The 26,557-nt window shown below is 41.7% G+C and carries 23 protein-coding genes; 11 read left to right on the top strand and 12 right to left on the bottom strand.

What is annotated here, in order from left to right:
- Positions 1-740 precede the first annotated feature (740 nt).
- Both IM450_RS20375 and IM450_RS20370 read left to right on the top strand, forming a co-directional pair.
- Positions 741-941 (top strand): NblA/ycf18 family protein, encoded by a 201-nt coding sequence (locus IM450_RS20375; protein ID WP_002739006.1) that lies wholly within the window; start codon positions 741-743, stop codon positions 939-941.
- Positions 942-1,074: 133 nt separating this feature from the next.
- The gene (locus IM450_RS20370) at positions 1,075-1,956 is read left to right on the top strand and encodes a universal stress protein (protein WP_287671541.1); all 882 of its coding nucleotides are present in this window, start codon (positions 1,075-1,077) and stop codon (positions 1,954-1,956) included.
- A 292-nt stretch (positions 1,957-2,248) separates the two neighbouring features.
- On the opposite strand, the gene arsC is transcribed toward IM450_RS20370, so the two are convergent.
- The 4 genes from arsC to IM450_RS20350 all read right to left on the bottom strand — a co-directional run bounded on the left by arsC (position 2,249) and on the right by IM450_RS20350 (position 4,937).
- A complete protein-coding gene (gene arsC / locus IM450_RS20365) occupies positions 2,249-2,647 on the bottom strand; it encodes an arsenate reductase, glutathione/glutaredoxin type (RefSeq protein ID WP_002802325.1) in 399 nt (132 codons plus the stop codon).
- A 23-nt stretch (positions 2,648-2,670) separates the two neighbouring features.
- Positions 2,671-3,318 (bottom strand): arsenical resistance protein ArsH, encoded by a 648-nt coding sequence (gene arsH, locus IM450_RS20360; RefSeq protein ID WP_287671540.1) that lies wholly within the window; start codon positions 3,316-3,318, stop codon positions 2,671-2,673.
- A 9-nt stretch (positions 3,319-3,327) separates the two neighbouring features.
- Positions 3,328-4,473, bottom strand: a complete 1,146-nt coding sequence (arsB, locus tag IM450_RS20355; RefSeq protein WP_002737294.1) for an ACR3 family arsenite efflux transporter — start codon at positions 4,471-4,473, stop codon at positions 3,328-3,330.
- A gap of 125 nt (positions 4,474-4,598) precedes the next feature.
- Positions 4,599-4,937: an ArsR/SmtB family transcription factor gene (locus IM450_RS20350; protein ID WP_002780506.1), complete on the bottom strand. Its 339-nt coding sequence runs from the start codon at positions 4,935-4,937 to the stop codon at positions 4,599-4,601.
- A gap of 194 nt (positions 4,938-5,131) precedes the next feature.
- Between IM450_RS20350 and psb30 the strand changes: the two genes are divergently transcribed.
- The 4 genes from psb30 (at position 5,132) to IM450_RS20330 (ending at position 11,683) form a co-directional block, all read left to right on the top strand.
- Entirely contained in the window at positions 5,132-5,251 is a 120-nt protein-coding gene (psb30, locus tag IM450_RS20345) for a photosystem II reaction center protein Ycf12/Psb30 (RefSeq protein WP_002736367.1), read from the top strand.
- A gap of 403 nt (positions 5,252-5,654) precedes the next feature.
- Positions 5,655-7,988, top strand: a complete 2,334-nt coding sequence (locus IM450_RS20340; RefSeq protein WP_287671539.1) for an NACHT domain-containing protein — start codon at positions 5,655-5,657, stop codon at positions 7,986-7,988.
- Between the two features lie 10 nt (positions 7,989-7,998).
- Positions 7,999-9,588 carry a hypothetical protein gene (locus IM450_RS20335; protein ID WP_287671538.1) on the top strand — a complete coding sequence of 530 codons (1,590 nt, stop codon included), beginning with the start codon at positions 7,999-8,001 and terminating at the stop codon, positions 9,586-9,588.
- A 538-nt stretch (positions 9,589-10,126) separates the two neighbouring features.
- Entirely contained in the window at positions 10,127-11,683 is a 1,557-nt protein-coding gene (locus IM450_RS20330; protein WP_287671537.1) for a M16 family metallopeptidase, read from the top strand.
- 270 nt (positions 11,684-11,953) lie between these two features.
- Here IM450_RS20330 and IM450_RS20325 read toward each other — a convergent pair whose 3' ends face one another.
- Complete coding sequence (locus IM450_RS20325) at positions 11,954-12,355, bottom strand: DUF2203 domain-containing protein (protein WP_287671536.1); 402 nt, start codon at positions 12,353-12,355, stop codon at positions 11,954-11,956.
- A gap of 72 nt (positions 12,356-12,427) precedes the next feature.
- Here IM450_RS20325 and IM450_RS20320 point away from each other — a divergent pair, with 72 nt between their 5' ends.
- Complete coding sequence (locus IM450_RS20320; RefSeq protein WP_287671535.1) at positions 12,428-12,709, top strand: DUF6439 family protein; 282 nt, start codon at positions 12,428-12,430, stop codon at positions 12,707-12,709.
- On the opposite strand, the gene IM450_RS20315 is transcribed toward IM450_RS20320, so the two are convergent.
- From IM450_RS20315 to menA, 5 genes are all read right to left on the bottom strand, one after another.
- Positions 12,706-13,107: an ATP-binding protein gene (locus IM450_RS20315; RefSeq protein WP_287671534.1), complete on the bottom strand. Its 402-nt coding sequence runs from the start codon at positions 13,105-13,107 to the stop codon at positions 12,706-12,708. The genes IM450_RS20320 and IM450_RS20315 overlap by 4 nt on opposite strands.
- Positions 13,108-13,448: 341 nt before the next feature.
- Positions 13,449-14,816: a 23S rRNA (uracil(1939)-C(5))-methyltransferase RlmD gene (rlmD, locus tag IM450_RS20310; RefSeq protein ID WP_287671533.1), complete on the bottom strand. Its 1,368-nt coding sequence runs from the start codon at positions 14,814-14,816 to the stop codon at positions 13,449-13,451.
- A 2-nt stretch (positions 14,817-14,818) separates the two neighbouring features.
- Positions 14,819-15,271 (bottom strand): DUF29 domain-containing protein, encoded by a 453-nt coding sequence (locus IM450_RS20305; protein ID WP_287671532.1) that lies wholly within the window; start codon positions 15,269-15,271, stop codon positions 14,819-14,821.
- Positions 15,272-15,327: 56 nt separating this feature from the next.
- Positions 15,328-17,022 carry a helicase HerA domain-containing protein gene (locus IM450_RS20300; RefSeq protein ID WP_130756925.1) on the bottom strand — a complete coding sequence of 565 codons (1,695 nt, stop codon included), beginning with the start codon at positions 17,020-17,022 and terminating at the stop codon, positions 15,328-15,330.
- A gap of 172 nt (positions 17,023-17,194) precedes the next feature.
- Entirely contained in the window at positions 17,195-18,103 is a 909-nt protein-coding gene (gene menA, locus IM450_RS20295; protein ID WP_287671531.1) for a 2-carboxy-1,4-naphthoquinone phytyltransferase, read from the bottom strand.
- 229 nt (positions 18,104-18,332) lie between these two features.
- On the opposite strand from menA, the gene IM450_RS20290 reads away from it, so the two are divergent.
- Positions 18,333-18,626 (top strand): hypothetical protein, encoded by a 294-nt coding sequence (locus IM450_RS20290; protein ID WP_002760270.1) that lies wholly within the window; start codon positions 18,333-18,335, stop codon positions 18,624-18,626.
- Here IM450_RS20290 and hrcA read toward each other — a convergent pair.
- Both hrcA and IM450_RS20280 read right to left on the bottom strand, forming a co-directional pair.
- Positions 18,613-19,689: a heat-inducible transcriptional repressor HrcA gene (hrcA, locus tag IM450_RS20285; protein WP_002800652.1), complete on the bottom strand. Its 1,077-nt coding sequence runs from the start codon at positions 19,687-19,689 to the stop codon at positions 18,613-18,615. The genes IM450_RS20290 and hrcA overlap by 14 nt on opposite strands.
- A 352-nt stretch (positions 19,690-20,041) precedes the next feature.
- Positions 20,042-20,380 carry a rhodanese-like domain-containing protein gene (locus IM450_RS20280; protein WP_002800651.1) on the bottom strand — a complete coding sequence of 113 codons (339 nt, stop codon included), beginning with the start codon at positions 20,378-20,380 and terminating at the stop codon, positions 20,042-20,044.
- 377 nt (positions 20,381-20,757) lie between these two features.
- Between IM450_RS20280 and sbcC the strand changes: the two genes are divergently transcribed.
- The 3 genes from sbcC (at position 20,758) to recJ (ending at position 26,407) form a co-directional block, all read left to right on the top strand.
- Entirely contained in the window at positions 20,758-23,781 is a 3,024-nt protein-coding gene (gene sbcC / locus IM450_RS20275; protein WP_287671530.1) for an exonuclease subunit SbcC, read from the top strand.
- A 19-nt stretch (positions 23,782-23,800) separates the two neighbouring features.
- Positions 23,801-24,055 carry a MoaD/ThiS family protein gene (locus IM450_RS20270; protein ID WP_287671529.1) on the top strand — a complete coding sequence of 85 codons (255 nt, stop codon included), beginning with the start codon at positions 23,801-23,803 and terminating at the stop codon, positions 24,053-24,055.
- Positions 24,056-24,124: 69 nt separating this feature from the next.
- A complete protein-coding gene (recJ, locus tag IM450_RS20265; protein ID WP_287671528.1) occupies positions 24,125-26,407 on the top strand; it encodes a single-stranded-DNA-specific exonuclease RecJ in 2,283 nt (760 codons plus the stop codon).
- Positions 26,408-26,557 lie beyond the last annotated feature (150 nt).

The following is a 26,557-nucleotide window of genomic DNA, read 5'->3' as shown; positions in this document are numbered from 1 at the left end:
TTTTAGCTTTGCTTCTACGACTAGCATCTAACAATCCTCGACCCTTGGCTAAGTTAATTATAACACAGTTTACCCACAGATGGTGGAATTAAACCGATGCTCTGCGGTTGATATTCTGGTCGGATTTCATCCCCCGCAAAGCTGAGTATCTTGTCGAAAAATGTAGCGGGGGCATTCATCCGACATTTTAGGTAAAAACTTGTGCGACATTCCGTGCCTGTATGCTGATTTTTTTAAGGCAAACAGAGCTAAGGAGGATGTTTCCCAGCGATAAGCTTGTAGTTTCTGCACGATAGCGGCTGTGTCCGTCAATTTTGACTATCCTTAACGATTTCAACGAGAGGAACGGAATCTAGGGGTTACGTTTTTAGCTGTTAACAGGGCTAATCATTCAACTTACCCGATTTATGTCGCTCTCTTCGATTATTACAGAATCTTTACACAATTTGTCAAATATTTTCTCTCGCTCTGGTCGGCCCTGGGGAAAAATAAGTATAACTACTTAAGTATTTGTTCACAGTAAGCAAAATTTTATTAAAACTCTTGCTAAATGTATCATTATATGCTTCTTTCCTTTTGGCGGCGGGGTATCCTAGCTAACAGGAGGGAAAAAGCAAAACCCTCTCTACAGGTACATTGACACTTTGTCAAGTATTTGTTACATTAGTTAAAGAAAAGAGGTGATACCGATCACCCATCTCGCTTGTTATCAACCACTGTCTTCATCGAGGAGGAACACCATGTCTCAACCGATCGAACTTTCCTTAGAACAACAGTTCAACATTCGTTCTTTTCAGACTCAGGTAGAAAAAATGAGTCAGGAGCAAGCGCAGGATTTCCTGATCAAGCTCTACGAACAAATGATGGTCAGAGAAAATATGTACAAAGCTTTTCTCAAACACCAGTGGGGTCTAGATTCTAATCCCTGGGCCCCCCAATAACTCATTTCACCCCTGCGGGCGACCTCTTTCTCCGGCTGGGTTTCTGCGGAAACGAGCTAGGGATGCGGGGCGCATTTCTTCACCTTTTTAGCTATTCTTAGGGAAGAATAACCGAATTGCTAGGGGTTAATTTATGTTCGAGCGCGCTTTGATCTGTACAGATCTTTTCGATGGTCTCCATCGTCTTGTCCATTGTGTGCCACACTTAGCCCTGAGCGGCTTAAAACAAGTTATCTTCCTCCACAGTATTCCGGTTTGGGAACAACCCACCCTAGCTGCCGTAGATCAAGCGAAAATTGACGCGGCTAAAGAAAAATTATCCCCAGCTTTAGCAAATATTCCCGACGGTATGACAGTTATTGTCGAAATCTCTAACCGTCGTCCCGTGGATGCCGTGCGGGAAATCCTCGCGCATCACTCTATTGACGTGATTTTGATGGGAAATCCCATGCGCGGTGCCGTCCAAGAAAAATTATTCGGTAGTACCAGTTTAGCGATCGCAGGTATTACCGATATTCCGCTGCTGATTTTCCGACCGCAATTATTATCAGTTTATACTCACGATGAATTGGCCCTGCGCTGTCAGCATCTCTGGAAACATTTATTAATTCCCTACGATGGCAGTCCCGACGCGATTTATCTAATTGAACAGATGGAAAAATACGCCCAAACCCGCGCCCCCGGCTCTTTTGAGCAATGTCTCCTCGTCCGGGTAGTGGAAAATATCAGTCGCGATCCCAGTGTCACCGAATCTCGTTTAAATGATGCCCGTCAACAATTAGAATCGGTGCAAGCGCGACTAGAAAAACTCGGTTTGCAAGTACAGAGCCAAGTGCGACAAGGAACACCTGTATTAGAAGTTTTGACGGCAGCGGAAGAAGATGACATCAGTGCCATCGCAGTGGCTACCTGCCATCGTTCCAATATGTTGGAATGGTTAGCCGTGCGTCGGATTAATGAAGATATTCTTCATCAACTGTGGTTCCCCTTATTATTTTTCTCACCGAAGGGATAGACTGGAAAAAAAGGCTCTCTTGGGGATAAACCACAGAGACACAAAGGACAGAGAGAGGAAGACAGATTCGATCACTAAAATCGATCACACAAACGACAAGAGAGCCGCAAAAATTTGGGATAAATTAACTTAAGTAAGTAGTTATAATTAAATTAAAAATAGATTTTGCCTCTGATCCCCCCTGCCCCCCCTAGGGTTGATTCATAGTAGGGTTGATTCATAGTAGGGTTGATTCATGAATCAACCCTACCCAAACTCCTTGATAAGGTGGGGATCTGAAAACTTTTAACAACTACCTACTTAACTGTTCAATTAATCCCACAACTTTAGCCTTAATTTCATCGCGAACTCGGCGAAAAGTTTCGATAGGTTGACCATCGGGATCATCAATTAACCAATCCTCGAAAATTTCCTGTAAAACCCATCCTTCCGGCAGATTGACACCGCAACCACATAGGGAGATAACGGCATCATAATCTTCAGGATTAAAATCCCTAATTGGTTTAGAAGTTTGGTCGGTAATATCGATACCAATTTCCTGCATAACTGCGATTGCTCCGGGGTGAACTTTGGCCGCTTCTAATCCAGAACTGGTGACGGCAATTTTACCCGCACCTAAAGTTTTAGCGAAACCTTCGGCGATTTGGGAACGACAGGAATTTTTTCTACAGGCAAACATAACTTTTTTCATGATTTTAACTCCTAGAAATTGATTTAATTAATAGCTTTATGGGCAATTGTGGCTATTTCTTGGGCGGATTTTTCCTTCCTTTCACTATAGCGATCAGTCAGATAATCTACCTGATCTCGCAGGAGAATGGTAAACTTATAAAGTTCCTCCATTACATCAATAACTCGATCTCGATAGGGGGAATCTTTCATCGTGCCATCCTCGTGAAACTCCTGATAAGCTTTAGCCACAGAAGATTGATTAGGAATAGTAAACATTCGCATCCAACGACCAAGAATTCGCAGAGTGTTAACCGCATTAAAAGATTGGGAACCTCCGCTTACTTGCATAACTGCTAAGGTGCGGCCTTGGGTAGGTCTAACCGCACCAATACTTAAGGGAATCCAATCAATTTGGTTTTTCATAATGCCACTAATATTGCCGTGAAGTTCGGGAGATGACCAGACTTGACCCTCGGACCATTGACTTAATTCTCGTAATTCTTGCACCTTGGCATGAGTATCGGGAACACTGCCATAAATCGGCAATTCACGGGGATCAAAAAAGCGCACTTCTGCCCCATATTCAGTGATAATTCTGGCCGCTTCTTCTGCTAGTAAACGACTGTAGGAACGTTCCCGCAAAGAGCCATACAGAAAAAGAATTCTCGGTTTGTGAGTCGATTGGATCATGGTGAATAATTATTTGTAAGAACTCAAGCAACGAGGATCAAGAAGGGTGGCTTTTTCTGGATCTCTGGGAAACCAAAAGGCGGTTTTTTTACAGAATTCTACCAACATTAACATCACAGGTACTTCAATCAATACCCCCACTACTGTCGCTAAAGCAGCCCCCGAATTCAATCCGAATAACATCACCGCAGTGGCGATCGCGACCTCAAAATGATTACTAGCACCAATTAAAGCAGCGGGAGCCGCATCTTCGTAAACTAAATTGAGTTTGAGAGCGGCCACATAACTAAGTAAAAAAATCAGATTAGTTTGAATAAAGAGGGGAATAGCAATCAGGAAAATATGCAGGGGATTACTAACAATTAAATCGCCTTTGAAAGCAAAGAGGAGGATTAAGGTTAACAATAAGGCAGTGATTGCCACAGGACTGAGATAGTGAAGAAAACGCGATTCAAACCAGGCCCGTCCTTTATGTTTAAAAATCCAGTGACGGCTATAGATACCAGCAATAAGCGGTAAACCAACGTAGATTAACACAGAAAAAACAATGGTCTGCCAAGGGACTACAAAATTATTAGCTGCCAGCAACCATTTACCTAGAGGAGCGTAGAGAAAAAGCATCGCTAGGGAATTGACTGCTACCATAATTAGGGTATGACCCTGGTTACTGTAGGAAAGATAGCCCCACATCAAGACCATGGCCGTACAGGGAGCAATTCCTAGTAAAATAGCTCCAGCAGTGTAGGAACTAGCTAAACTTACCGTCTGTCCTCGGATAATCTCCGTTTGACTCAACCAAGGCAGAAACAGCCAGCCGAGAAAAAATTGAGCCAGCGCCACCATGGTAAAGGGTTTGATCAGCCAATTAACCACTAAAGTTAAAATAACTGGTTTGGGAGTGCGGGCAGCCCTAAGAGCTTGAGAAAAGTCGATCTTAACCATGATCGGATACATCATGAAGAAAAGACAGATGGCGATCGGAATAGAAACGTTATAGATACTCATGGCATCTAAAGTCCGCGCTACGTCCGGAAATGACCGACCGAGGGCAATTCCCGCCAAAATACAGAAAATAACCCAAAGGGTAAGGTATTTTTCAAAAATACTAAGGCTACCGCCAGCTTTGGCGGCTTTAGGATTGATTTGATTAGTCATCGCACAAAGGGGGAAAGAGAATAATGGGAGATTGGGTAATCCACCTTTATTATTTCAAAAAAAGTTGATATGTCAAGGGTAAAAGCTAGTTATAAAGCTTTAATATTTCTAAAAATCTTGATTGGTTACTGATTTTCCTCGCAGAAACGAGCGGGGACGAGGGAACTAAAACGACGATATTCGGATAGATATTCTTCTAGGAGAAGAAATTGAGATAGATTCAGGCTGTAGTAGATCCAACGACCCTCTTGACGACTGCGGACTAAATTGGCTTCTTTTAGCGTTTTTAGGTGAAAAGATAATTTAGATTGGGCGATATCAAGATGGTCGCGCAATTCACAGACGCATAATTCCTGATGTCGCAACAGTTGCAAAATTTGCAGCCGTAGGGGATCCGAGAGTGCCTGAAAACCAGTGTAAATTTGGGTTAACGAGTCGGGAGATGTGGTCAGAGAGTTGAACATTGAGATGGTCCCTCGGTGGGAAGGAAATAGGAAAGCGGGAAAATTCAGAATTGCAACAAAACTTTATGTATTTTTGTATCGAATCAGGAAAACCAGCGAATCATCCCCTGTATGATAGACAATGGTTTTGACCAGAGACAATGGTTTTGACCAGATTAGCCTTTTAAATCATTGTAAACAGGTTAGGAGACATCATGGAATTATTTGCGGCTCTCAATTTAGAACCCATTTTTCAACTCACCTTCGTGGCGCTAATCATGTTAGCTGGCCCCTTTGTCATTTTCCTACTAGCTTTTCGTGGTGGCGACCTATAAAAACTGCCTCCCCCCCATTGTTATTCGTGCTTTTTTTGACTTCTCTCCTCTTTAGGGAGAGATTTTTTGTCTAAAAGTTAGGAGTCGGGCGTCAGTTAAGTAGGTAGGCGTTAAAAGTTGTCAGACACCCCCCTTATCAAGGGGGGATTAAAGGGGGGACTAAGGGGGGATCGGCACCCCCCTTATCAAGGGGGGCAGGGGGGATCGAACCTAAAATCCATTTTTAATTTAATTATAACCAGCTACTTATCAGTTATCAGTCATCAGTTATCAGATGTGAGTTTTCAGTTATCATACTGAATCTGGTTATTAAAAACTGATTATTTATTCCCCCTCGTGCATGAGTGCCTCTCCTTAATATGTAGCCTATACTGTATAAATCAGTGTTATATTGGTAGCCAGGATGTGGGAAAAAGGCAAAGAAACGGTACAGACAATGAAGTTTATTCACTGGAAAAAGCAGCAGTTATTGATGATTTTTGTCCTAGCGCTGGCAATTTCAGTCGCGTGGGGGACAATTTTGCCTGTTTCTACTAAAAAGCTTCCTGCACCTAATCCCTGTAACCAACTTAGGGGAGATATTCAAAATCGGGCAAAAAAAGATGCAGAAGCTGACCGTTTGAACTTTTTTAATACTGATAAAAAGAAAAAGACAATTGGTGATATTTTAAATTTGTATAAAGAGGTAAATTCTCAAGCTTCTTGTTTTCCACAGGATGAATTATGGGATATCTATGAACAACAATATGATATTAATAAATATCCTGCCTGGATACCTGGGCTTGTTATTCTTGTTTTGGGTGGTATTTTGTGGAATGTTATTAGTGATACCTTAAAAAAATGGCTCAATCAGTCTTTAGAAGCGATTAGTAAATGGATTTATAAAACCTTCGCTGGAACACCCTTATTTGAAAATATTGCTCTTAAAAAGTATCGACAAGCATTAATTAATAAATATCAAAAACTTAATATACCTTTTCGTCCTCATCGTCCCCTAGAAATGCGGGAGATTTATGTTTCTTTAAAAGCTTTTAAAGCGAGCGATCGCTCTTTGATTGAAGCAGAAAATGCGGTGCAAAAATACCGCCGCTTAGTGGTTAAAGGTGCGCCTGGTTCGGGAAAGTCGATGTTATTAAAGTATCTAGCACTTTCCTATTCAGAAGGACGATTCAAAAATTTATCCGATCGTCCCGTGCCAATTTTACTAGAATTGAACCGCCTCAATGAGGCTAATTTGACAGTAGAAAAGTTAGAACAACATTTAGTAGAAGTTTGCGATCGCCATAATTTTCCCAAAGCTAATCGTTTCATCTCTCAAGGTTTAAAAGACGGACGTTTACTGCTGCTTTTAGATGGGTTAGATGAGGTTAGTAGTGGCGTTCGCTCTTCTGTTGTTCGGTGTCTTAAGGACTTTTTAGAATTAGAAAATTATAAAAAATGTCGAGTAATTATTACCTGTCGGACGGCTGTTTATCATAATGAGTTTGTCGATAATACCGAGGAAACTTTAGAGATTGACGAATTTAGTGACCAACAAATGCGCCGCTTTTTGCAAGCTTGGAAGTCGGAAATGCCGCCAGAGAAATCAGTAGAACAATTGATTCAAAACTTGCGAGCTAAACCGAAAATTATGGCACTGGCGCGGAATCCCCTACTGTTAACAATCATCGCTTATCTTTATACTGATACTCCCTTCGTTTTACCTCATTCGCGAGCCGAATTTTACACTCAAGCTACTAATGTTTTATTAGAATTGCGCGATCAAGAAAGAAATATCTCTAATCAATATACTGGTCTCAACAAGCGGCGAGTTCTGCAACATTTAGCACTCTATGCTCAGAATAGCACTAATCGACAACAGCAAGATCGCCGCAGTCTTCTTGATTCTGAAGTATGGGAACAAGTTAAACAAGTCTTACCTTCATTAAATCTAGAGCCTAAAGAGGCTAATTCTATCGTTGATGAAATCGTCAAACGCAGTGGATTATTGCTTCGCATTGATGGCGGACAGCGTTATTATTTTTCTCATCTCACTCTACAAGAATATTTCGTAGCAGCAGCTTTAACAGACAAACAAGATGAATTAATTCAAAAATGGCAAAATGCTCCTAGCGACTGGCTAGAAATTGTCAAGTTATGGTGTGGATTGGCAAACAATAGTACGGATTTAATTACGGCGGTATATCAACAAGATGCACTGACAGCATTTGAATGTCTAGCAGATGCTCAAGAAGTAAAACCAGAAGTTGCTCAGGAGATTATAGATTATTTTAAGACACAATTGAGAACCGATGAATCAATTTGTAGTGCTTTTGGCTCAGTCGCCGCCGATTTGCGTCGTCCCAGAGGGAAAGAATTATTCGATTTTTTAGTTGCTAGTTTAGATAATTCAGACAGCCAAAAAGCAGCGGCTCAAGCCTTATCCGCCACTAATTTGCCTCAAGCAGTAGAAAAATTAGTTATTTACTATGATCCCAATCAACCCCATTTTATAGAAGTGCGAGAAGCGTTGATCAGAATGGGAGGTTTAGCAGTTAATCAACTAGAATCTTTAGCTCGAAAAGGCTCTATAGAAGCAATGGATGATCTAGTTAAAATTGCCATACCAGAAGCGGCTGAGGCACTTGAAAGATTGCAGGAAGATCCGAACTTAAGCGGAAAAGTAAGTTTTCGACTTGCAGCACTGTTGAAGGAGTTAGAAGATAGTCAAGCTGAACGCAATCGCACTCTATCATGAAGGAAAACTAATGCTATTCAGATTCATTCGCCGACTAAAAAATCGAGCCGTTAAACAAAAGCGCCAGCCACAAGAGGTAATCGAAACGGACTTAAATTGGATTTGGCAACCTTTTGAAAATTCAAGCAATTTTCAGTTCTCTGCTACTGTCAAGAAAGTTGCTGCTGCAATTATTGAAAGCTCTGCTGATGATATTCCCACAATCACTCTTGAAGTCGATCCTCGGTTAGTCATTCCTTTATGTGCGATTCAGTTACAAGATGAAATTAATCTGACTCAATTAAGTTATTTAAAAAATGAATTAGAATCAGTTTCAATTAAAAATTTAGCTGCTAAAATAGAGTTTGTTGATCGAGTGTTAAGTAAAATCACTCCAAAGCAGCGTTGGTTATATTTATTTAATAGTCTGACACCTGAATTAAAATTTGCCTTACTGTTTCGCTTAATCAACTACCGCCTACCCACAAGAAACGACTGGCGCAATCTTTTTGAAAAGATAGAATATGAGTTTAAAAAAGGCCGAGAATATCTAATTGTTATAACTGTTGTCTTCTTGCTCTCTCTTGGATCTGTAATTGAAATATTTGCTATTATGCTCAATCAGCAAAAAAGTTGGGTCAATGGCTTGATGGCAATCACAATTGCTGTTGTGCTGTCTTTTTTGATAGTTTTATGGCGAGAAATTATAATCGAAAAAGATAAATCAGAGCCAACTTTATTGATGCAATTGGGCTTACTGGGACCCTGGACGTTTTGCCGAGAATGGTATCGACTACTCAGAAAAAACCTAGTTTGGGAAGGGGTGACAGCTTTGTATGAGCTTGCGGGTGTGAATGCGGCTGTGGTCGTGGTTGTGGCTGTGGTTGGGCCTGTTTTTGTGGCTGTGGTTGGGGCTGTGGTTGTGGCTGTGGTTGGGGCTAGAGCTTGGTTTATAGCTGTAGTTGGGGCTGTGGTTGGGGCTATGTATGGGGCTATGTATGGGGCTGCTTTGGTTAGGGCTGGCTCTAAATCTAAATTTGGAATCTGGGGCGCGGCTGTGTCGGTTGGGATTATGGCTGTGTATTGGGCTGTGGTTGGGTCTATATATGGGGCTGGTTTGGTTGGGTTTATAGATGGGTTTTGGGCGGTGACTGGGGCTTGGTTTGGCGCTGTAGCTGGGTTTTGGGCTGTAGCTGGGTTTATAACTGTGGTTTGGGCTGTAGCTTTGGTTTGGGCTGTAGTTTGGGCTGTGGTTGTGGCGGTGACTGGGGTGGTGGTGGTGGCTGGGTCCGTTGGGGCGGCGACTGTAGCTGGCGCGGTGGCTGGCGCGGTGGCTGGGGTTATTGTCTTTGGTTTGGGAATTTGGTATCTGGCTAAAGAAAAAACAGATTGGCTATGGGTGCGATTCTTGTCGATATTGGCTTTTCCCTGGTTTTGTTGGTTTCCCATTGTATTTGGGTTTACCTCTTTTGCTCTGTATCATCGCCTATCTTGGGAATGGCTATCAATATCCCTATTTTGGCTAGTTATCTTCGGATTTTGTACTGTCCTTTGGGTGCGAGGTAAAGAATTAGAAGAAAAAGCCCGCAACCCCCTCAGAGGCATTTTAGATGGGCAGTGATAGTCGCCCAAACAGTAATAAACTTGACGATGTTATATAAATTCTTCTACTGTTGAGATACAGTGAACAGTAAACAATGAAATGATAACTGATAAGGGACTTGCGCTTTGATAATGTGCCTTTTGGGCGAACGCAGTTCGCCCCTACATTGTGGGCAAAATCCGTTACTGTAGGGGCGCAAAGCTTGCGCCCTCCGATCGATTGGGATATTATTCCCACGCAAGTCCCTAAGCTGTTCGTAATTTAAATTGCTTGTTGAGACGAGGCAAAAGGCAAGAGGCAAAAGGCAACAGTAAAGGGATTGGGGGAGGTTCAGCTAATCTAAGAATAAGCGGTTTAAATGCGTCTTAGCTTAACTGTTTACTGTTTACTGAAAAGCCCCCATTGCCACTTCCCCACTTCCCCACTTCCCCACTTCCCAATTCATAATTTATAATTCATAATTCACAATTCCCACTCCCCCTCTCCTAACAATCGACTGCTAAGATCGAACAGAGCGATCGATCTCTCGCTCCCACGATACCTGATAAAACTATCTATGATCATTAAAAATAACCCCTATTATCGGGCTGTAATCGGCTTTTGGGTCGCTTTCCTTGTGTTTTGGGGTTTTGGAAGTTTCTCACCCATTCTTGCCCAAGCGAAAGAGCAACCAGCCGACGTACAATCGATTACCCCCTACCTTAAGCAATTTCAACAAAAAATTACCGAATTTCGCCTCGACAACGGACTAAAATTTATTATCCTAGAAAATCGCGATGCTCCGGTTATTTCCTTTGTCACCTACGCGGATGTGGGGGGTGCCGATGAACCGGACGGTAAAACAGGAGTTGCCCACTTTTTGGAACATTTAGCCTTTAAAGGCACAAAAACCATCGGTACTAGCGATTATCTTAGCGAGAAAAAAGTCCTCGATCGCCTTGAAGCTATAGACAAAGAACTGCAAGCAGCCAAAAAAGCGGGTAAAAGCGCAGAAGTGGCTAAATTAACGGAAGAATTTCAAAAAACTAAGGCAGAGTCCGAGAAATTCGTCCAACGCAACGAATACGGGCAAATCGTCGAAACTCAGGGGGGAGTCGGTTTAAATGCCACCACTTCCACCGATGCAACTAGCTATTTTTACAGTTTCCCGTCGAATAAATTGGAATTATGGATGTCTTTGGAATCGGAACGATTTTTAGAACCGGTCTTCCAACGGGAATTTTACAAAGAAAAAGACGTAATTCTAGAAGAAAGACGGATGCGGACGGATAATAGCCCCTTGGGTCTATTAATCGAAGCTTTTCTCGATCAAGCTTATACTGTCCATCCCTACAAACGTCCCGTTATCGGCTACGATCGAGATATTCGCAATCTGGAACCCTCAGATATCCAAAACTTTTTCGATAAATTTTATCCTGCCAGTAATTTAACCATAGCTATCGCCGGGGATGTGGACCCAGAACAGGTCAAACAGTTAGCTAAGGTTTATTTTGGTCGTTTTCCCGCTAAACCGAAACCCCCACAGGTGAAAGTAGTGGAACCGAACCAAACCAAAACAAAGGAAATTACCCTAAAATTAGCCTCGCAGCCTTGGTATTTAGAAGGATACCATCGTCCCGCCCTCAATCATCCCGATCATGCGGTTTACGAGGTTATCGCCACTTTAATGAGTGAAGGAAGAACTTCGCGACTGTATAAAGCTTTAGTGGAGGACAAACAACTTGCCCTCGCTGCCCAGGGATTTAACGGCTTTCCGGGGGATAAATACCCGAATTTGCTGTTATTCTATGCTCTGAGCGCTCCTAATGTCAGCCTGGAGGAAGTAGCGCAGGGTTTAAATTTGGAGTTGGAAAGATTGAAAAATGAACCGGTTTCGGAACAGGAATTAGAACGGGTTAAAAATCAACTACGGGCAGCCCTATTAAGAGGTCTTGATTCTAACATGGGCATGGCGCGATCTTTGATTGAATACGAGGTAAAAACCGGCGATTGGCGTAATTTATTCGCCCAATTAGATGCTTATAATGCTGTCACCGCGGCCGATATTCAACGGGTGGCTAAAGAGACTTTTACCCCGGAAAATCGCACTATTGGCCGAATTTTACCGAAATAGAGAGATGGGGAGATAGACGATTTTTCAGTGAGCGGTATTAGGTGAGCATTCACTGAAAAAAAGCTACCTTCTCTCCTCTTCTAGGTTCTGTGTGATAAGTTTAACTTACTATATGATCGATCGATCTTTGTGTCCTTTGTGTCTTTGTGGTTCGTTCCACCCCCTCGCTAGGAGGAATGTATCTCAGAATACATTTTACCCACCAAATCCAAGAGAGATCCTTCTCTCCTCCCCAGTGCCGTCTTAACAAATAATTTAGATACCAGTTCATCACCCACTGCAGGATCGCAGAATCCAACCCAGTAAGACTCCAATACCACCAAAGCGGACAATTTGCCAAAAAACTTCCCCCAGCAGTCCGCGACGGATTCCTTCCCAGAATAGGCGCTTTAATTCCCCTTCTTTGAGTAAATTGCTTTCTAAAATTACCTCTAATTCTTGAATCTGTTCGCGAATTTGTACCAATTCCTTTTCTAGTTCAGGTAGGGGATTTTCCCGCCATTGGGGTTCTATTTGGCTAAATTGTGCTTCTAGGTCTTTTTTTTGCTGTTCTGCTTCTTTGATCTGTCGATAACGGTCTTTTAGTGTTGCGATCGCCGCTTCGACTTCTGCAATTGCTTGGGTAAATTCTGCCGATTCATCGTTAGGGTATGGGTTTTCTTCTAAGGACATGGACTCGATCCGATTGCCTGCGTCTAAACTATAGTTATAGACGATTTTACGGTTTTACGAGACCTTTTGATTATGATTCCATCCCCTGTCTCTTCCTCATCTCAGACTCTTGATGATCTATCTACCCTGGAATTGGCGCGGATTTTGGCGGAACGTTTGGCGATCGCACCGATTGACTGGCATCGTCTGAAGGCCAATCGTAATGCTCGGGCCGCTGAACAATTAGGGACGGCTTTGGTGTTTTTATTAGATAATCAGCCAGAAGAAGCACTTCCTCGGCTACAACAGGCTACAGGCTGGCTCGATCGCTCGATTTCTGCTCCTCCCTGTCCTTCTCACGGTCATGGCCATTAATTAAACCAGCGTTCCTGTTTAATTTGTTTACAAAGTTTCAGTTGGGTTCCTTTTTGATTCCAGTGAACTTGGTCGAAGATTTGATATAACATACACAGTCCTCGGCCATTTTCCGCTTCTTCGGGGGGAAAATTGGGACAATCGCAACTACAGCCATGATGGTGACAACCTGGCGTAAATCCACAACCTTCGTCGGTAATTACCCAAGAATACTCGTCTTTACTGCTGGAAAAGTGAACGACCACGGTTTTGCTGGGATCGAGATGATTGCCGTGTTTAGCGGCATTAACTAAAGCTTCTTGCAATCCTAATCTAATTTCTGGTTCTAATTCTTCGGGAATACTAGCGGTCAATAAATCTAAAATCGGACAAAGATACAAGGTGGAAGCGAAACTCATGGTGTTCCAGCTTCGTTTGCTTGTTGGCAGTGAAATAGCAATCACACGTTTTACCTCTAGCTTTTATTAAATGACTGTTCTCTTACAGAAAGATTAAGGTCTCTTAACCGTCGATCTAGTTGATTGCCATACCTAATGAGTCATATTTTGTCCCTTTTCTGTCTCTGAGATGGATTAGATATTTTTATGATTGATCTACAAACCAATCGAGAATCAAGGCCACTTTGAGCGGGTAATTAATCAAAAAAGTAGTTGACTGGAACGGATACTAATATGCTTTAATTCTTAACCATTGACTTTTCAGCTATAAACGGCTAAAGTGTCTGGGTTTTCCTCCCATTTCATCCTACCATATTCGCTGTTTTTTGTCTAAGAAAAGCGACGCATTCGACGTGGGGAGTTTGGGGAAAGAAATCAGCTGTTTGCACTTCTAGCAGTTGATAATCGCCTGTTTGACAGAGATATTGCAAGTCTCTGGCTAAAGTTGCACTTTGACAACTGATATAAACAATGCGTTGACTTTGCAGCTGTAACAGGCTATCAAGGACAGAGCGATCGCAACCTTTGCGGGGCGGATCGAGTAGAATAATGTCGGGTTTAACTGTCAGTTGCGGTAAAGTTTTTTCTACGGCCCCCAAAATAAAGGTTGTGTTGGTAATATTATTTAATTGGGCGTTAATCTTGGCTCGATCGAGGGAAAAGCTATAGGATTCTAGTCCAATCACCTCTTTAACCCGTTTAGCGAGGGGTAAAGTAAAAGTACCGATGCCACAGTAGGCATCAATAAGAATTTCTTCACCTTTAAGGTCTAATTTCTGACAAATAACCGCAAATAAGGCTTCAGCAGCCTCTGTATTAACCTGAAAAAAGGTATCGGCAGCCAATTGATAGGTTAATCCGGCGAACTTTTCGGTAATATAGTCCCTTCCGGCGATAGTTGTGGTCTGAGTGCCAAAAATAGCATTACCTCGATCGGGGTTATAATTCAGGGTTACACCGACTAAATTGCCGTATTTTGCCAGCCATTGCCGCGCCTGTGCCTCAATTCCCTGTAAATTATGATCATTACTAATCAGGGTTAATAAAATTTCTCCGGTGTGGCGGCCAATTCTCAGGGATAAATGGCGTAATTGTCCTTGATGGGTCTTTTCATCATAAATTGACCAGCCTTGCTCCTGAATATCCCGTTTTATCTCTGCTAGAAACGGATTTAAAGCCTGATCTTGAATCGGACATTGATTGAGATTAATCAGATGATGGCTGCCGCGACGATAATAACCTGCTTGCACATTGCCGGTGGGGGAAAATCCGAGGGGATAGGTAGCTTTATTGCGATAAGCGAGGGGAGAATTACCAGTGAGGGGAGGATAAACTAAAGGATCGGTAAAACCGCCAATTCTGGTTAATACCTCTTGTACTTGCTCTTTTTTGACCTGCAGCTGAAATTGATCCTCGATGTGTTGCCATTGACAGCCACCACATTTATCGGCAACGATGCAGCGGGGACGGATACGATGGGGAGATGCTTGTAGAATAGTTTGTAGTTTGCCGATCGCATGACTTTTTTTGATATAGGTGATGCGAGTTTGAATGCGATCGCCAATAACCGTATCCGGCACAAAAATCACCTGTCCTCGGTATTTTCCCACACCTTCGCCCGTATGGTTGAGGTCGGTAATCTCGATCTCGATTAAATCACCTTGTTGCATAGTTAGGGAAACCAGTTTTCATCCAGGGTTTCTGCTGGGGTAATAATGACTTCTATAGGAATTTCTTGCTTGCTCAATTTCGAGACTATTTGCCTAGCTTTTCCATAACAAGAATCGAAAATTTCGAGGAGATAAGGTTTTAAGCTAGGACTGTCTTCCAGCAGATCGGCAATTTGAACTCGAAAATTAATAATTTCCGCTTCCCATTGATTAGCATTATACTCTCTTTCTGTCTGCCAATAAACTAACTTGAGCAGATGAGCTAATAATTGAATTAACAAACTTTTGAGAGCGTGTCGATTATTTTTTCCCATGCTTGCTAATTCCTCGATCAGATTAGTCCAGTCTACCGAGGCAAAATCCTCCTGTCGTAATTGGTTAACGGTTGTCTCGATCCATAGCTGAAAATCTCGATCGTATAGGCTGATCTTCGAGATCGGTATTTGAGCGGTCATGGGGGGTAAACAGTAAAAACAATCCAACTCTATTCTACAATCAAAAGTTAATTTTTCTAAAATCCTAGATCAGCTTTGGCAATTTTGGCCGCCGCTAAAACTTCCTCATCGGGTAATTCTCGCCAGTCGGTTGCGCCTATTTCAGTATAGAATTTTTGATCGTAGGCGCGAGTACGAATTACCACCGGCATAGGGACCGCATGACCTAAAACTAAAGCTTGTTGTTTTGAGTCTAATTTTGCTAAAACTGATCGCAAACTTCCCCCTCCAGAAACCCCAGTAAATATGGCTTCGATGTCCTTTTCATCGTTTAATAAACAGGTGATTCTCGTCCCTACCTGAGACATAACTTCGTTATCAATTCCTGAAGGTCTTTGATCGACAATTAAGAGAGTAACAAAGTATTTTCGCATCTCCCTGGCGATAGTTCCAAAAATAGTTTGATGCACCACGGCAGAATCTAAAAATCGATGAGCTTCTTCAATGGTAATCACTAACTGTTGCGGCCGATCAACGGGGTTTTTAGTTTGTAAAAAATATTCAGCTTTTTTAACATAATTAGCATGAATCCGACGGGTGATCATATTGGTGGCTAACATATAGGAAAGCATATTACTTTGGGAGCCAAATTCAATAACAACGTGCTTACCTGCATCTAAAGCTTGTAAAACCTGAGCGATATAATTGTGGGGACAAGGACTTTTTAAATATTTCAAACTCTCCAGACGCATTAATTTTCTCTGGAGGGACATGATTGATCCCGCATGGCCTTGTTTTTCCGTACAGAAGATTTTAATATCCTCGTTACTCATATTTAATAACTGAGTAATCCAAGATTCTCCATACTCGTTATAGAGAATATTGGCATTATCTAAACTAGCTTCTGAGATGCCTAATTCCCGACCGATTAAACGAATATCTTCGATTTCAATCTGATTATAACTTAAGAATAATTCCTGCGCTCCTCGTACTCCCCGGCGTTTGGTAGAATCGGGATCGAGGGTATAAATTTCCACCTGTCCGGGGAATAATTGACATAATCCTTTCACCGTAGAAACCTCCTTCCCTTCTTTCATCGCTTCCCAACCGTATTCCGAGTGCATATCAAACATGAGGTTAACCCCTGCTTGTTTGCGAATAATACCCGAAATTAAGAGCCTGGTTAAAAAGGATTTTCCCGTCCCGGATTTGCCAAAAACACCGTTACTACGCTCCACAAAGCGATCGAGATTAATACATATTGGCACGTCCATGTCAAGGGGTTGACCAATAGCAAAATTCTTTCTGGTGGGATCATCTTCCCAACCGAAAACCATGCGAAAATCCTGCTCACAAGCTTCATAAACTTGGCTAAAATGCGCGGGAATAGTTTTAACTGGCAGTAATTCTAAATCGGCGCTGGTTTGGGGTTGAAAAGAGCCTAAGGAAGTGTCGGAAACTGCCGGGGAATTACCTCCAGTCGGTGTGAACATGAGCATAGGCGATAGTTCAATAGTACCATAAGTACCGCTACCCGCTAAAACATCGCGCATAAAACTATCATCGGGATGGGGAGGATTCGCGATAATTCGGGGACTAGAGTTACCCAGGGAGACATCGGTGAGGAGACAGAAAAAACGCGAGCGAGTGCCTTGCACAACCAAAAACTTACCGACGCGCATATCTTCTACCGAAATATCCGGATAAAGACGGATTTCTAAACCTTCACTCAGGGAACCTTGAATAACCGATCCGAGGGGCTGTTCACTCATGCTAACCTTGATTTGTGGCGATCTATCTCCCTATTCTGTCACTTTTCCGTTAATCGGTGCAAACTCGATCGGGTACAGTCATCAGTGATCAGTAAACAGTGATCAGTGAACTTAAAACTCAAAACTGATAACTGATAACTGATAAAGGGGTTTAAGAAAAAAATCGGGTTGATCAACGGGAAGCAAGGCAATAGCCAAGGGAGAAGAGAATGCCACTAAAAAAGTGAAGATTAACCGCTATAAACTTGCAGTTACTGACTAGCTGAGGTTGGTCGTGATTTTGGTTAACGTGGTGGACTAATTGCCAAGCGAAAGGGAGACTAAGGAAGATTAAAAGGGTGAGAGGGGGATAAACCTGCAGCAGCACAAAAACCACCGTTAAAACATAAACGATAACCGTCACTGCGGTTAAAACTTTAGAACCTTTTAAAGTACCTAAACGAGCAATAGGTGATTTTTTACCCGCTTTGAGATCATCGGCGACTTGATGGAAATGGGAACAAAAAAGGATGATAGAAGTGGTAATCCCGATAATAATTGAAGCCGCTAGACTAGAGACAGAAAAAGAACCTGCTTGGGAATAGTAGGCAGCGGCAATCGCCAAGGGTCCAAAAGTAAAGAAACAGATAATTTCACCTAATCCTTGATAACCGAGACGGAAGGGAGGCCCTTGATAGGTATAGCCCAAAAAACAGCAGAGGGCGATTAATTCTAGGATCATCCAATCGCCTCGCCAATAACTAATAGCAAAAATACCAGCAATACCCACTAATAGAAAAAGATTACTTAGCCAGAAAATTAAAGATTTATTGCCAGTTAAATTAACGATCGAATGAGCTTTATTAACATCGATCCCAGTATCGGCATCAAAAACATCATTACTGAGATTTAACCAAGCGAGAATTAAAATAGCTGAGAGGATAAAAGTGGCAAAAATCGGCAGAGAAAATCCACCTGTTTCCTGATAAGCGATCGCTGTTCCCAGAATAATCGGTATAATCGCCACACTATACATTGGTGGTTTAAGGGCTGCTAACCAGAGTTTTTTGGGTGAGGGAGTGGTGATAGTATCGGTGGTCATAGCTGAATAATAATCAGGAAAACTCGATCGCTCTAGGGATAAAAAACGAGGGTTTAAGGTAGAATTATAGCTTTTTGTGCCTCAACTAGAAAGGCGGCATTTCCTATTTGTGGTGATCAACAGAAGTTATTAAAAATGGCAGGGGTGCAGGGGATGCGCCCAAAATTTAACATAGGGTGTTATTCTCTAGACGGTAAGCTGAAAATTCCTATAACTTTCCTAGCCACCGATGAGAGCGATCGCTAAAGATGATATTCTTTATATTCACCATGAGGATGTACCTGTTTATAAAAAAGGGGGTTCAGTGGTGAGAAATAGTTATTTTTGGGCGCTAAAATCGATCGCCTGTGGAGCGCGTCGGGGACAGGATTGGGAGTTTGATGCGGAGGTGTGGGTGGCGCTGGTGCGGATGTTGCTCTGTTTTGCCAATTCTGGCTATTTGGGGGATGGTGAGACAATTTTAGAGTTTACTGTCGATTGTCCCATTCCCGAACCTTTGCGGGGGATATCTACTTACTTATAGCTTCGCTGAGATAGTTAGCGGTGGATTCCACTAGGGGAATAGTATTTTCGTATAACATTCGCGTCGGTCCGATAATGCCAACACTACCGACGGGAGTATCTCCCTGTTTATAAAAAGCGGAGATAAGAGTACAAGGACGCATGGATTCCAGAGGATTTTCGGAACCAATAGTGATTTTGACTTTTTTAGCTGATTTTTCCGGTTCTGGTCTTTGTAAAATCAGGGGTAAAAGGCGATCCTGTTCCGCTTCCAATAGATGCAGTAACATTTGTACTTGTTGCCATTGGGCGAATTCTGGCTGTCGAATGACTTCAGCGACACCATGGACGATAATCTCCGGGGTGGCAGTGGATTGGAGACTAGCGCCGATTTCTTGGCTTAATTGTTGGAGAAAATGGGTATAACGGGTAAATTCTCGCTCGATTTGCTGCCAATCGAGGTTAATTAAATCTGCCAAGCAATAACCTTTTAATTTTTCCCCGAGAAAATTAGAGAGGATTTGTAATTCTTCTGCTAATCCATCCTTCTTGTCCGTTGCCATAGACTCAGGAATCTCTATCATAACCGAGCGTGTTTGTAAACTATCTGTAACAATAATTAACATTATCTGCCGGTCCGAGACGGGGACTAATTGCAGATGACGCAGGGTATTGGTGAGGGTGTGGGGGAGGGTAACGATAGCGATATAACCGCTTAAACCGGCTAAAAGTTGGGTGGCCCGTTGTAGCAGACTTTCGAGACTCCAAGCAGGAGACTTAGCGTTTTTATGCAGATAATAGCCGATTTTTTCGCCGATACGGTCATCGGGAGTCATTAACTCATCGACGTAGAGACGATAACCCCAATCGGAGGGAATGCGTCCGGAGGAAGTGTGGGGTTGATAGAGTAAACCTTCTTTTTCCAGTTTACCGAGAGCATTGCGAATAGTGGCGGAACTAATAGTAAATTTGTACTCTTCGAGTAGAGTTTTCGAGCCAACTGGTTCGGCCGTGGCAATATAATGTTGGATTGTGGCCTTAAGGATATGTTGATAGCGATCGCTGAGATGGTTTCTAGCGGACATAGGGGAATAATCTTAACAAAAGATTTATAACATTTTTTTAGACAGTATAACGCTTAATCAGTTATCAGTTATCAGTAGTCAGTTATCAGTTATCAGTTATCAAGGTTCTTCGTTACTTGGTATGGTTCGATCGGGTGGCATAAATCGACTATATCCTTATCTGGCAAGAGATTTAATTGATTAGTTCGCTCTAGATCAAAAACAATTGACAAAAATCGCAGCAATGTCTGTCTCTATAAGGGTTTCATTCCTTATAACCCCGTCCATTGCAGAAGACAAACCGAAGAACCGTAATCAATGGGGAGAAAGGGGATAGTTTACCCCTCTCTTTTCCCGATGGGGGCGATCAAAATTAGTAACGGGGAATATTAGGATCGACGAGGAGGGAATAAGCATCGATGCCACCGTTAATATTTTTAACATTAGTAAAACCCTGACTTTGTAGCCATTGGCACATCTGTAGGGATCTCATGCCATGGTGACAGATAACGAGGGTTTCTGCTTGGGGGTTGAATTGGCTGGCAATAGTGGGCGACCATTCTTGGTATTGACTCAAGGGTAAAATGGTAAAATTGGCTACAAATGCCATGGCAACTTCCTCCGGTTCGCGCACATCAATAAGTTGTAAATTAGGATCATGATCGGCTAAACGGAGAGCGAGTTCATGGACGCTAATTTCGGGAATGCTCATAGATTTGGTTTTAAGAATCGGTTATCTTTCCTTTAGAGTAGCAAATCGAGGGACCCTGAGCGGTTATCTGTGAACAGTGCCTAGGTTGTGATGATGGTGAGGAGAATTCTGAGGAACAAAAAAAGCGCATTTGTCCCCGGCTGGATTTCAGTTAAGCTTTGATCAGAGGTTATTGCAGGAGGGAGTTATTGATACCGAATAGATTCACCCAGATGTATTGCGCTGAAGCTATCTTTTCCCCAGTTTTTTATCCTCTGATTAATTTCTAATCTGTACTGCATTCTCTCCCTCTCCCCACCTCCCCACTTCCCCACTCCCATCCCCCCACCTCCCCACTTTATAATTCATAATTCATAATTCATAATTCCTCCCAGCTTATGATTCCCCTACAATTAACCCTGAAAAATTTTCTCAGTTATCGCGAGGCAGTGCTAGATTTTCGCGGATTACATACTGCCTGTATTTGTGGTGCCAATGGTGCGGGAAAATCCTCTTTACTCGAAGCAATTACTTGGGCAATTTGGGGAGAAAGTCGCGTCTCGATTGCTGATGATGTCATTCATGCGGGCAGCGATTATGCGCGGGTAGATTTCGAGTTTAGTTATGGGGGAGAAATTTATAAAATTATCCGTAGTCGTCACCGGGGGGGAAAAGCTTCTGGTTTAGATTTTCAGGTGATTAATGATCAAAGTTTTCGTCCTTTGTCGGGCAAAAGTATTAAAGATACCCAAGCACAGATTAATACTTATCTAAAAATAGACCATAAAACTTTCATTAATTCTGCTTATTTACGACAGGGACAAGCGGACGAGTTTATGAAACAGCCTCCCAGTGGTCGTAAACAGATTTTAGCAGAATTATTACAACTCGATCGCTATGAAATTTTAGCAAATAAAGCTAAGGATATATCGAAACAATTTGATGGACAGTCCCTCCAGATTGAGCAGCAAGTAGAAACGATAAAACTCCGTCTTCAGGAGAAAAATTCTTATCGGGAACACCTGCAAGAGTTAAGCACCCAAATTAACCAAATTAATCAAGAACAAGAGGTAAATAATCGGCGTTTACAGCAACTGCAAGGGGAAGAAAATCAGCGTCATAATTGGGAAAAACAGCTGCAGTGGCAAAGAGAACAGGAGCGAGCTTTATTAGCGGAAATCGAGAGATTAGACCGGGAAAAAGTTAGTCTAGACAATCAATTAAATCAAATAAGGACTATTCTTCATCGCAAAAATGAGATTATTACCGCACACGAGCGCCTAATCAATTTAGACCAGAAAGAGGCCAGTTTGTCAAGTCAATTGCAAGCTTGGCAACAGGCCCAGTATGATAAACAACAATTAGAACAGAAATTACAGCAAAAAATTAACGAATTTACCCTTCCCATCCAACAAACGAGCGCTCGTTTAGAAGAATTGGGAAGACAGGAACAAGAAACTCAAAAAATTATCGAGCAAGCGGGAGATATTCAAGCAGGATTAGAGAAGTTAAATTATCATCGTCAACGTCTTCAGGAATTGGATAGATTAGCTTTAAAATATGCTCCTTTAAATAGCAGAAAAGCTGATCTAAATATGCAGTTGGAACGGGAAAAAGCCAGGATTAATGCTCGTTGGGAACAATTGCAAAGAAATCGGCAACAATTAGAGACAGAAATCGCTCGTATTCCTCTACTAAGAGAGGAAGCTCTCAATTTAGCCAAACGGATTAAGGAACTAGATAAAAAACAAACCTATTGTGAACGAGTTGAAGAAAAGGAAACTCTTAAACAAGTGGATAAAAAAAGTTTATTGGATCAACAGAAAAGATATGAAGAACAACTTTTAGAGTTAACTGATAAATTGGAAAAATTAAATATTCCCGATTCGGTTTGTCCTTTGTGTGAACAGAATTTAGACAGTCATCACCGTCATCAAGTAATCAGGAAAACCCATCAACATCAAGAACAAATTCAAGAGCAAATTTGGTCTCTACAGGAACGGATGGCAGACTGCGATCGAGATTTAAAACGTTTAGGGGAGGAATTAGCCCAAATTAAACAAGAATTGCCAGTAAGATCGAATCTACAACAAAAGTATGTGCAGTTGGAAGTCAAGTTAGAAACTATTGAAGAAAAGGAAATAGAACTAGAGAAAACCGAGGAGATACTTGTCCAGTTAGAAGCACTTTTAAGCAGTGGCAATTATGCCTTAGAACTACAGCAAGAATTGCAAATTGTCAATCAAGAAATCGCCTTCTTAAACTATGATGAACAAAGTCATGCTTTAGTCAGAGGAGAAGAAAAAAGATGGCGTTGGGCAGAAATTCAAGAATCAGAACTTAAGCAAGCAAACCGTCGTTTAGCTAATATCAATGCCGAGAAACCTAATTTAATTAATCGATTAGCTAGACTAGAACAGGAGAAACAAGAACTAGGTCAAAACTCCCCACTTAAACAGGAAATTGAACGCTTAGAAAAGCTTATTCAAAACTTGAATTATGATCGCGGTGAACATCAGAATATTCAAAATCTGATCCGACAATTACAGGGAGTAAGATTACAGTATCAAGACTGGCAACAAGCAGAAAAAAATTATCCAGAAATAGCCGCTAAAATCGCTGACATTGAGCAAAGATTACAGGTGCGAAATGAGGATCACCAGAAGATAAATCAGGAGTTAGCCAATATTAGTCAAAAGATTGGTACTTTGACCGACTATCGCCAAGAAATAGCCGTGTTATCGACTAATATTCAACAGCGAAGACAGATAATTGATGGATTGCTCTCCCAAAAAGGCCGGGTTGAGGAGAAGTTACATCAACTAGAAACTTTAGGTAAACAACTGACAGAAAAAGAGAGTGATTTAGCTAAAGTTAAAAAACAATATACAGTTTATAAAGAGTTAGCCATAGCTTTCGGTAAAAATGGTTTACAAACTATGATGATTGAGAATGTTTTACCAGAGTTGGAAGCACAAACTAATCATATTTTAGCTCGCTTAACTGGTAATCAATTTCATGTGCATTTTTTAACCCAAAAAAGTGGTAAAGGTACTAAGAAACAGCAACAAAAGTCAATCGATACTTTAGATATTATTATTGGTGATACCAGGGGATCCCGTCCCTACGAAACCTATTCAGGAGGAGAAGCTTTTCGGATTAATTTCTCGATTCGATTAGCTTTAGCGAGATTATTGGCACAAAGAGCGGGAACAGCCTTACAAATGCTCATTGTTGACGAGGGATTCGGAACTCAGGATGCGGAGGGATGCGAGCGCTTAATCGCGGCAATTAACGCTATATCCGCCGATTTTGCCTGTATTTTGACTGTAACTCATATGCCCCAATTTAAAGAAGCTTTTCAACATCGCATCGAAGTCCGCAAAACCGAACAGGGTTCCCAATTAATGTTATTATCCTAGAAAAAATATTGATGTAAAGATGGAAAGAATTACGGTCACAGTAAAACTATTTGCTATTTATCAAGAAGTCTATCAAACTTCACAATTAAACCTCGAATTTCCTGCCCACACTTCCGTGGCAGCAGTGTTAAACTATATTATAGCCCCCTATCCTCAATTAGAAAGATGGCGCGGTGTTACTCGTTTTGGAGTTAATCTTCAGTTTGTTTCGGGAGAGAAAATCCTCGAAAATGGCGATGAGATAGTTTTAATTCCCCCCGTTAGTGGTGGCTAAATGGAGATAGGGAAAATCACAAAAGTTGACTGTCACCTTTTTTCCTTTTTACTTTTTCCTTGATATCCCGTGTCTAACTGGCAAATTCCCCCATCGGTAGAGCTTCCCCAAGAGTTTTTAAAAATAGTCCAAGACTATACCCCAGAGTCGAATGGCAGCGTCGTGGCACAAATATTATGGCATCGCGGTGTCCGGGATGTGGTGACTCTGGGGACGTTTCTGGATGAGAAAGCTTATCAGTCAAAAACTCCCTTTGATTTTGGGCAAGAAATGAACTTCGCCGTCAAAAGACTGGAAAAAGCCCTAAATAAAGGTGAAAAAGTGACTATTTGGGGTGATTTCGATGCCGATGGTGTCACCGCTACCAGTGTCCTCTGGGAAGGATTGGGACAGTTTTTCCCACCCTATCAACAGTTAGATTATTACATACCCGATCGCCAAAAAGAATCCCACGGCCTCAATTCTCCTGGTATCGAGAAACTAGCGCGTCAAGGAACCAGTTTAATCGTCACCTGTGACACGGGAAGCACGAATATCGCCGAAATTGACTATGCAAACAGTCTAGGCATCGATATTATCATCACCGATCATCATACCCTACCCGACGAGCGCCCCGAGGTGATTGCCCTGATTAATCCCCGCTACTTTGTGGAAACCCATCCTTTCTATCATCTTTCTGGGGTTGCCGTTGCTTATAAATTAGTGGAAGCGATGTATATAACCCTGCCAGATATTCCCAGAAAACCCCTAGAAAATTTACTCGATTTAGTGGCGATTGGTTTAATTGCCGATTTAGTCAAATTGACGGGAGAATGTCGTTATTTAGCCCAAAAAGGTATTCAAAAACTCCAAAACACTCAGCGTTTGGGAGTTAAAAAATTACTCGATTTATGTAACAAAACCGGAGATAGACCGCTGGATATATCCTTCGGTATTGGACCGCGCATTAATGCCGTCAGTCGCATTTATGGCGATGCCAGATTTTGTGTAGAATTACTTACCAGTGAAGATGAAAAACGTTGTCACGAATTAGCTGAACAAGCGGAATTGGCCAATATTCGTCGCCAAGAAATCCAACGGGATATTATTAAACAAGTTCAGAAAAAATTAGAGAGAATTGATCTTTCTACCACTAATGTAATTATTTTAGATGATCCCCAATGGATGGCGGGAATTTTAGGATTAGTTGCGGGACAAATTGCCCAAGAATACCAACGACCAACAATTTTATTAAGTACCAGTGAACCACCTTTTGCTAAGGGTTCCGCTCGGTCAATTCGCGAGATCGATCTCTATCAATTAGTATCCTCTCAATCCCATCTTTTACATCGTTTTGGTGGTCATCCTTTGGCCGCAGGTTTAAGTTTAACCATAGAAAATTTACCCCTATTTATTGAGGGAATTAATCAACAGTTGCGACGCACAGGAATTGATTTAACTTCCCTTTCTTCCGAGATAGAAGTGGATGCGGTGGTGACGGTTTCCCAATTGGGAAAAAATCTATTTAGAGAATTAAAATTACTGGAACCCTGCGGGATGGGTAATCCGACACCGAAGCTATTAATTCAAAATTGTTATTTTCAAAATCTTTGGCATAAAAATCTTGAGGATTTCAAAGGCAAAAAAATCGCTTATCCCCGGACAACTTTTGATATCTGGGATAGTTCAATCGAGCAGGGTTTCCCCGGTATGTGGTGGGGTCATCACAAAGACGAAATTGCTGCCGATACCCGTTATGATGCCGTAGTTGAATTAGATTTTAATACCTACAAAAATCGCTATGAAGTGCGCTTAATTGCCCTGCAAACTTATCAACAACAATCCCTAACCTATAGCAATAAAAAAGATTTTTTAATCGACAATCGCCATCGAGAAATTAGTCAAGAAGTTAGCCAATTAAATCCCCTTTTTCTCCTGGAATGTCCCCGGGATTGGACAAAACTTTCCAGGGAATATCAACAGGCAATTTTACGCGATAAAAAGTTAGTTCTTGCCTATGCTAGTCCTTTGAAAAAATCCGCTCACACCACATGGATAAACCTTGTGGGGATTGGGAAATATTTAGCTAGAACTAAAACCAGTATTTCCCGTCAACAATTACAAAACCGCTTAAACCTCAGTTATCATACCCTAGAATTAGGATTAATTTTCCTAGCAGAAAATGGCTTTAAAGTCAAGAAAAATCAAGAAAATTTATCCTTTGAATTAGTCAATCATGAGGCAAAAATTAATAAGATTGAGCAATTTCTAGAAGCAGTGGCCCTAGAAAACTTTCTCCAGCAATACTTTGCTACTGTTCCCCTAGAAATTCTGCAAACAATTCTTAATCATGAAGACTCGATCGATTTCTAGTTATAACCCGGCTCTCTTGGATTTGGTGGGTAAAATGTATTCTAAGATACATTCCTTCTAGCGAGGGGGTGGAACGAACCACAAAGACACAAAGGACACAAAGATTGATCGATCATATTGTAAGTTAAACTTATCACACAGAACCTAGAA

This window comes from Microcystis sp. M083S1 (genome assembly GCF_020246405.1).
In the GTDB taxonomy this organism is placed as follows: Bacteria; Cyanobacteriota; Cyanobacteriia; order Cyanobacteriales; family Microcystaceae; genus Microcystis; species Microcystis aeruginosa_C.
The sequence above is the reverse complement of the archived record's forward strand: the minus strand, read 5'-3'. Positions and strand labels throughout refer to the sequence as shown.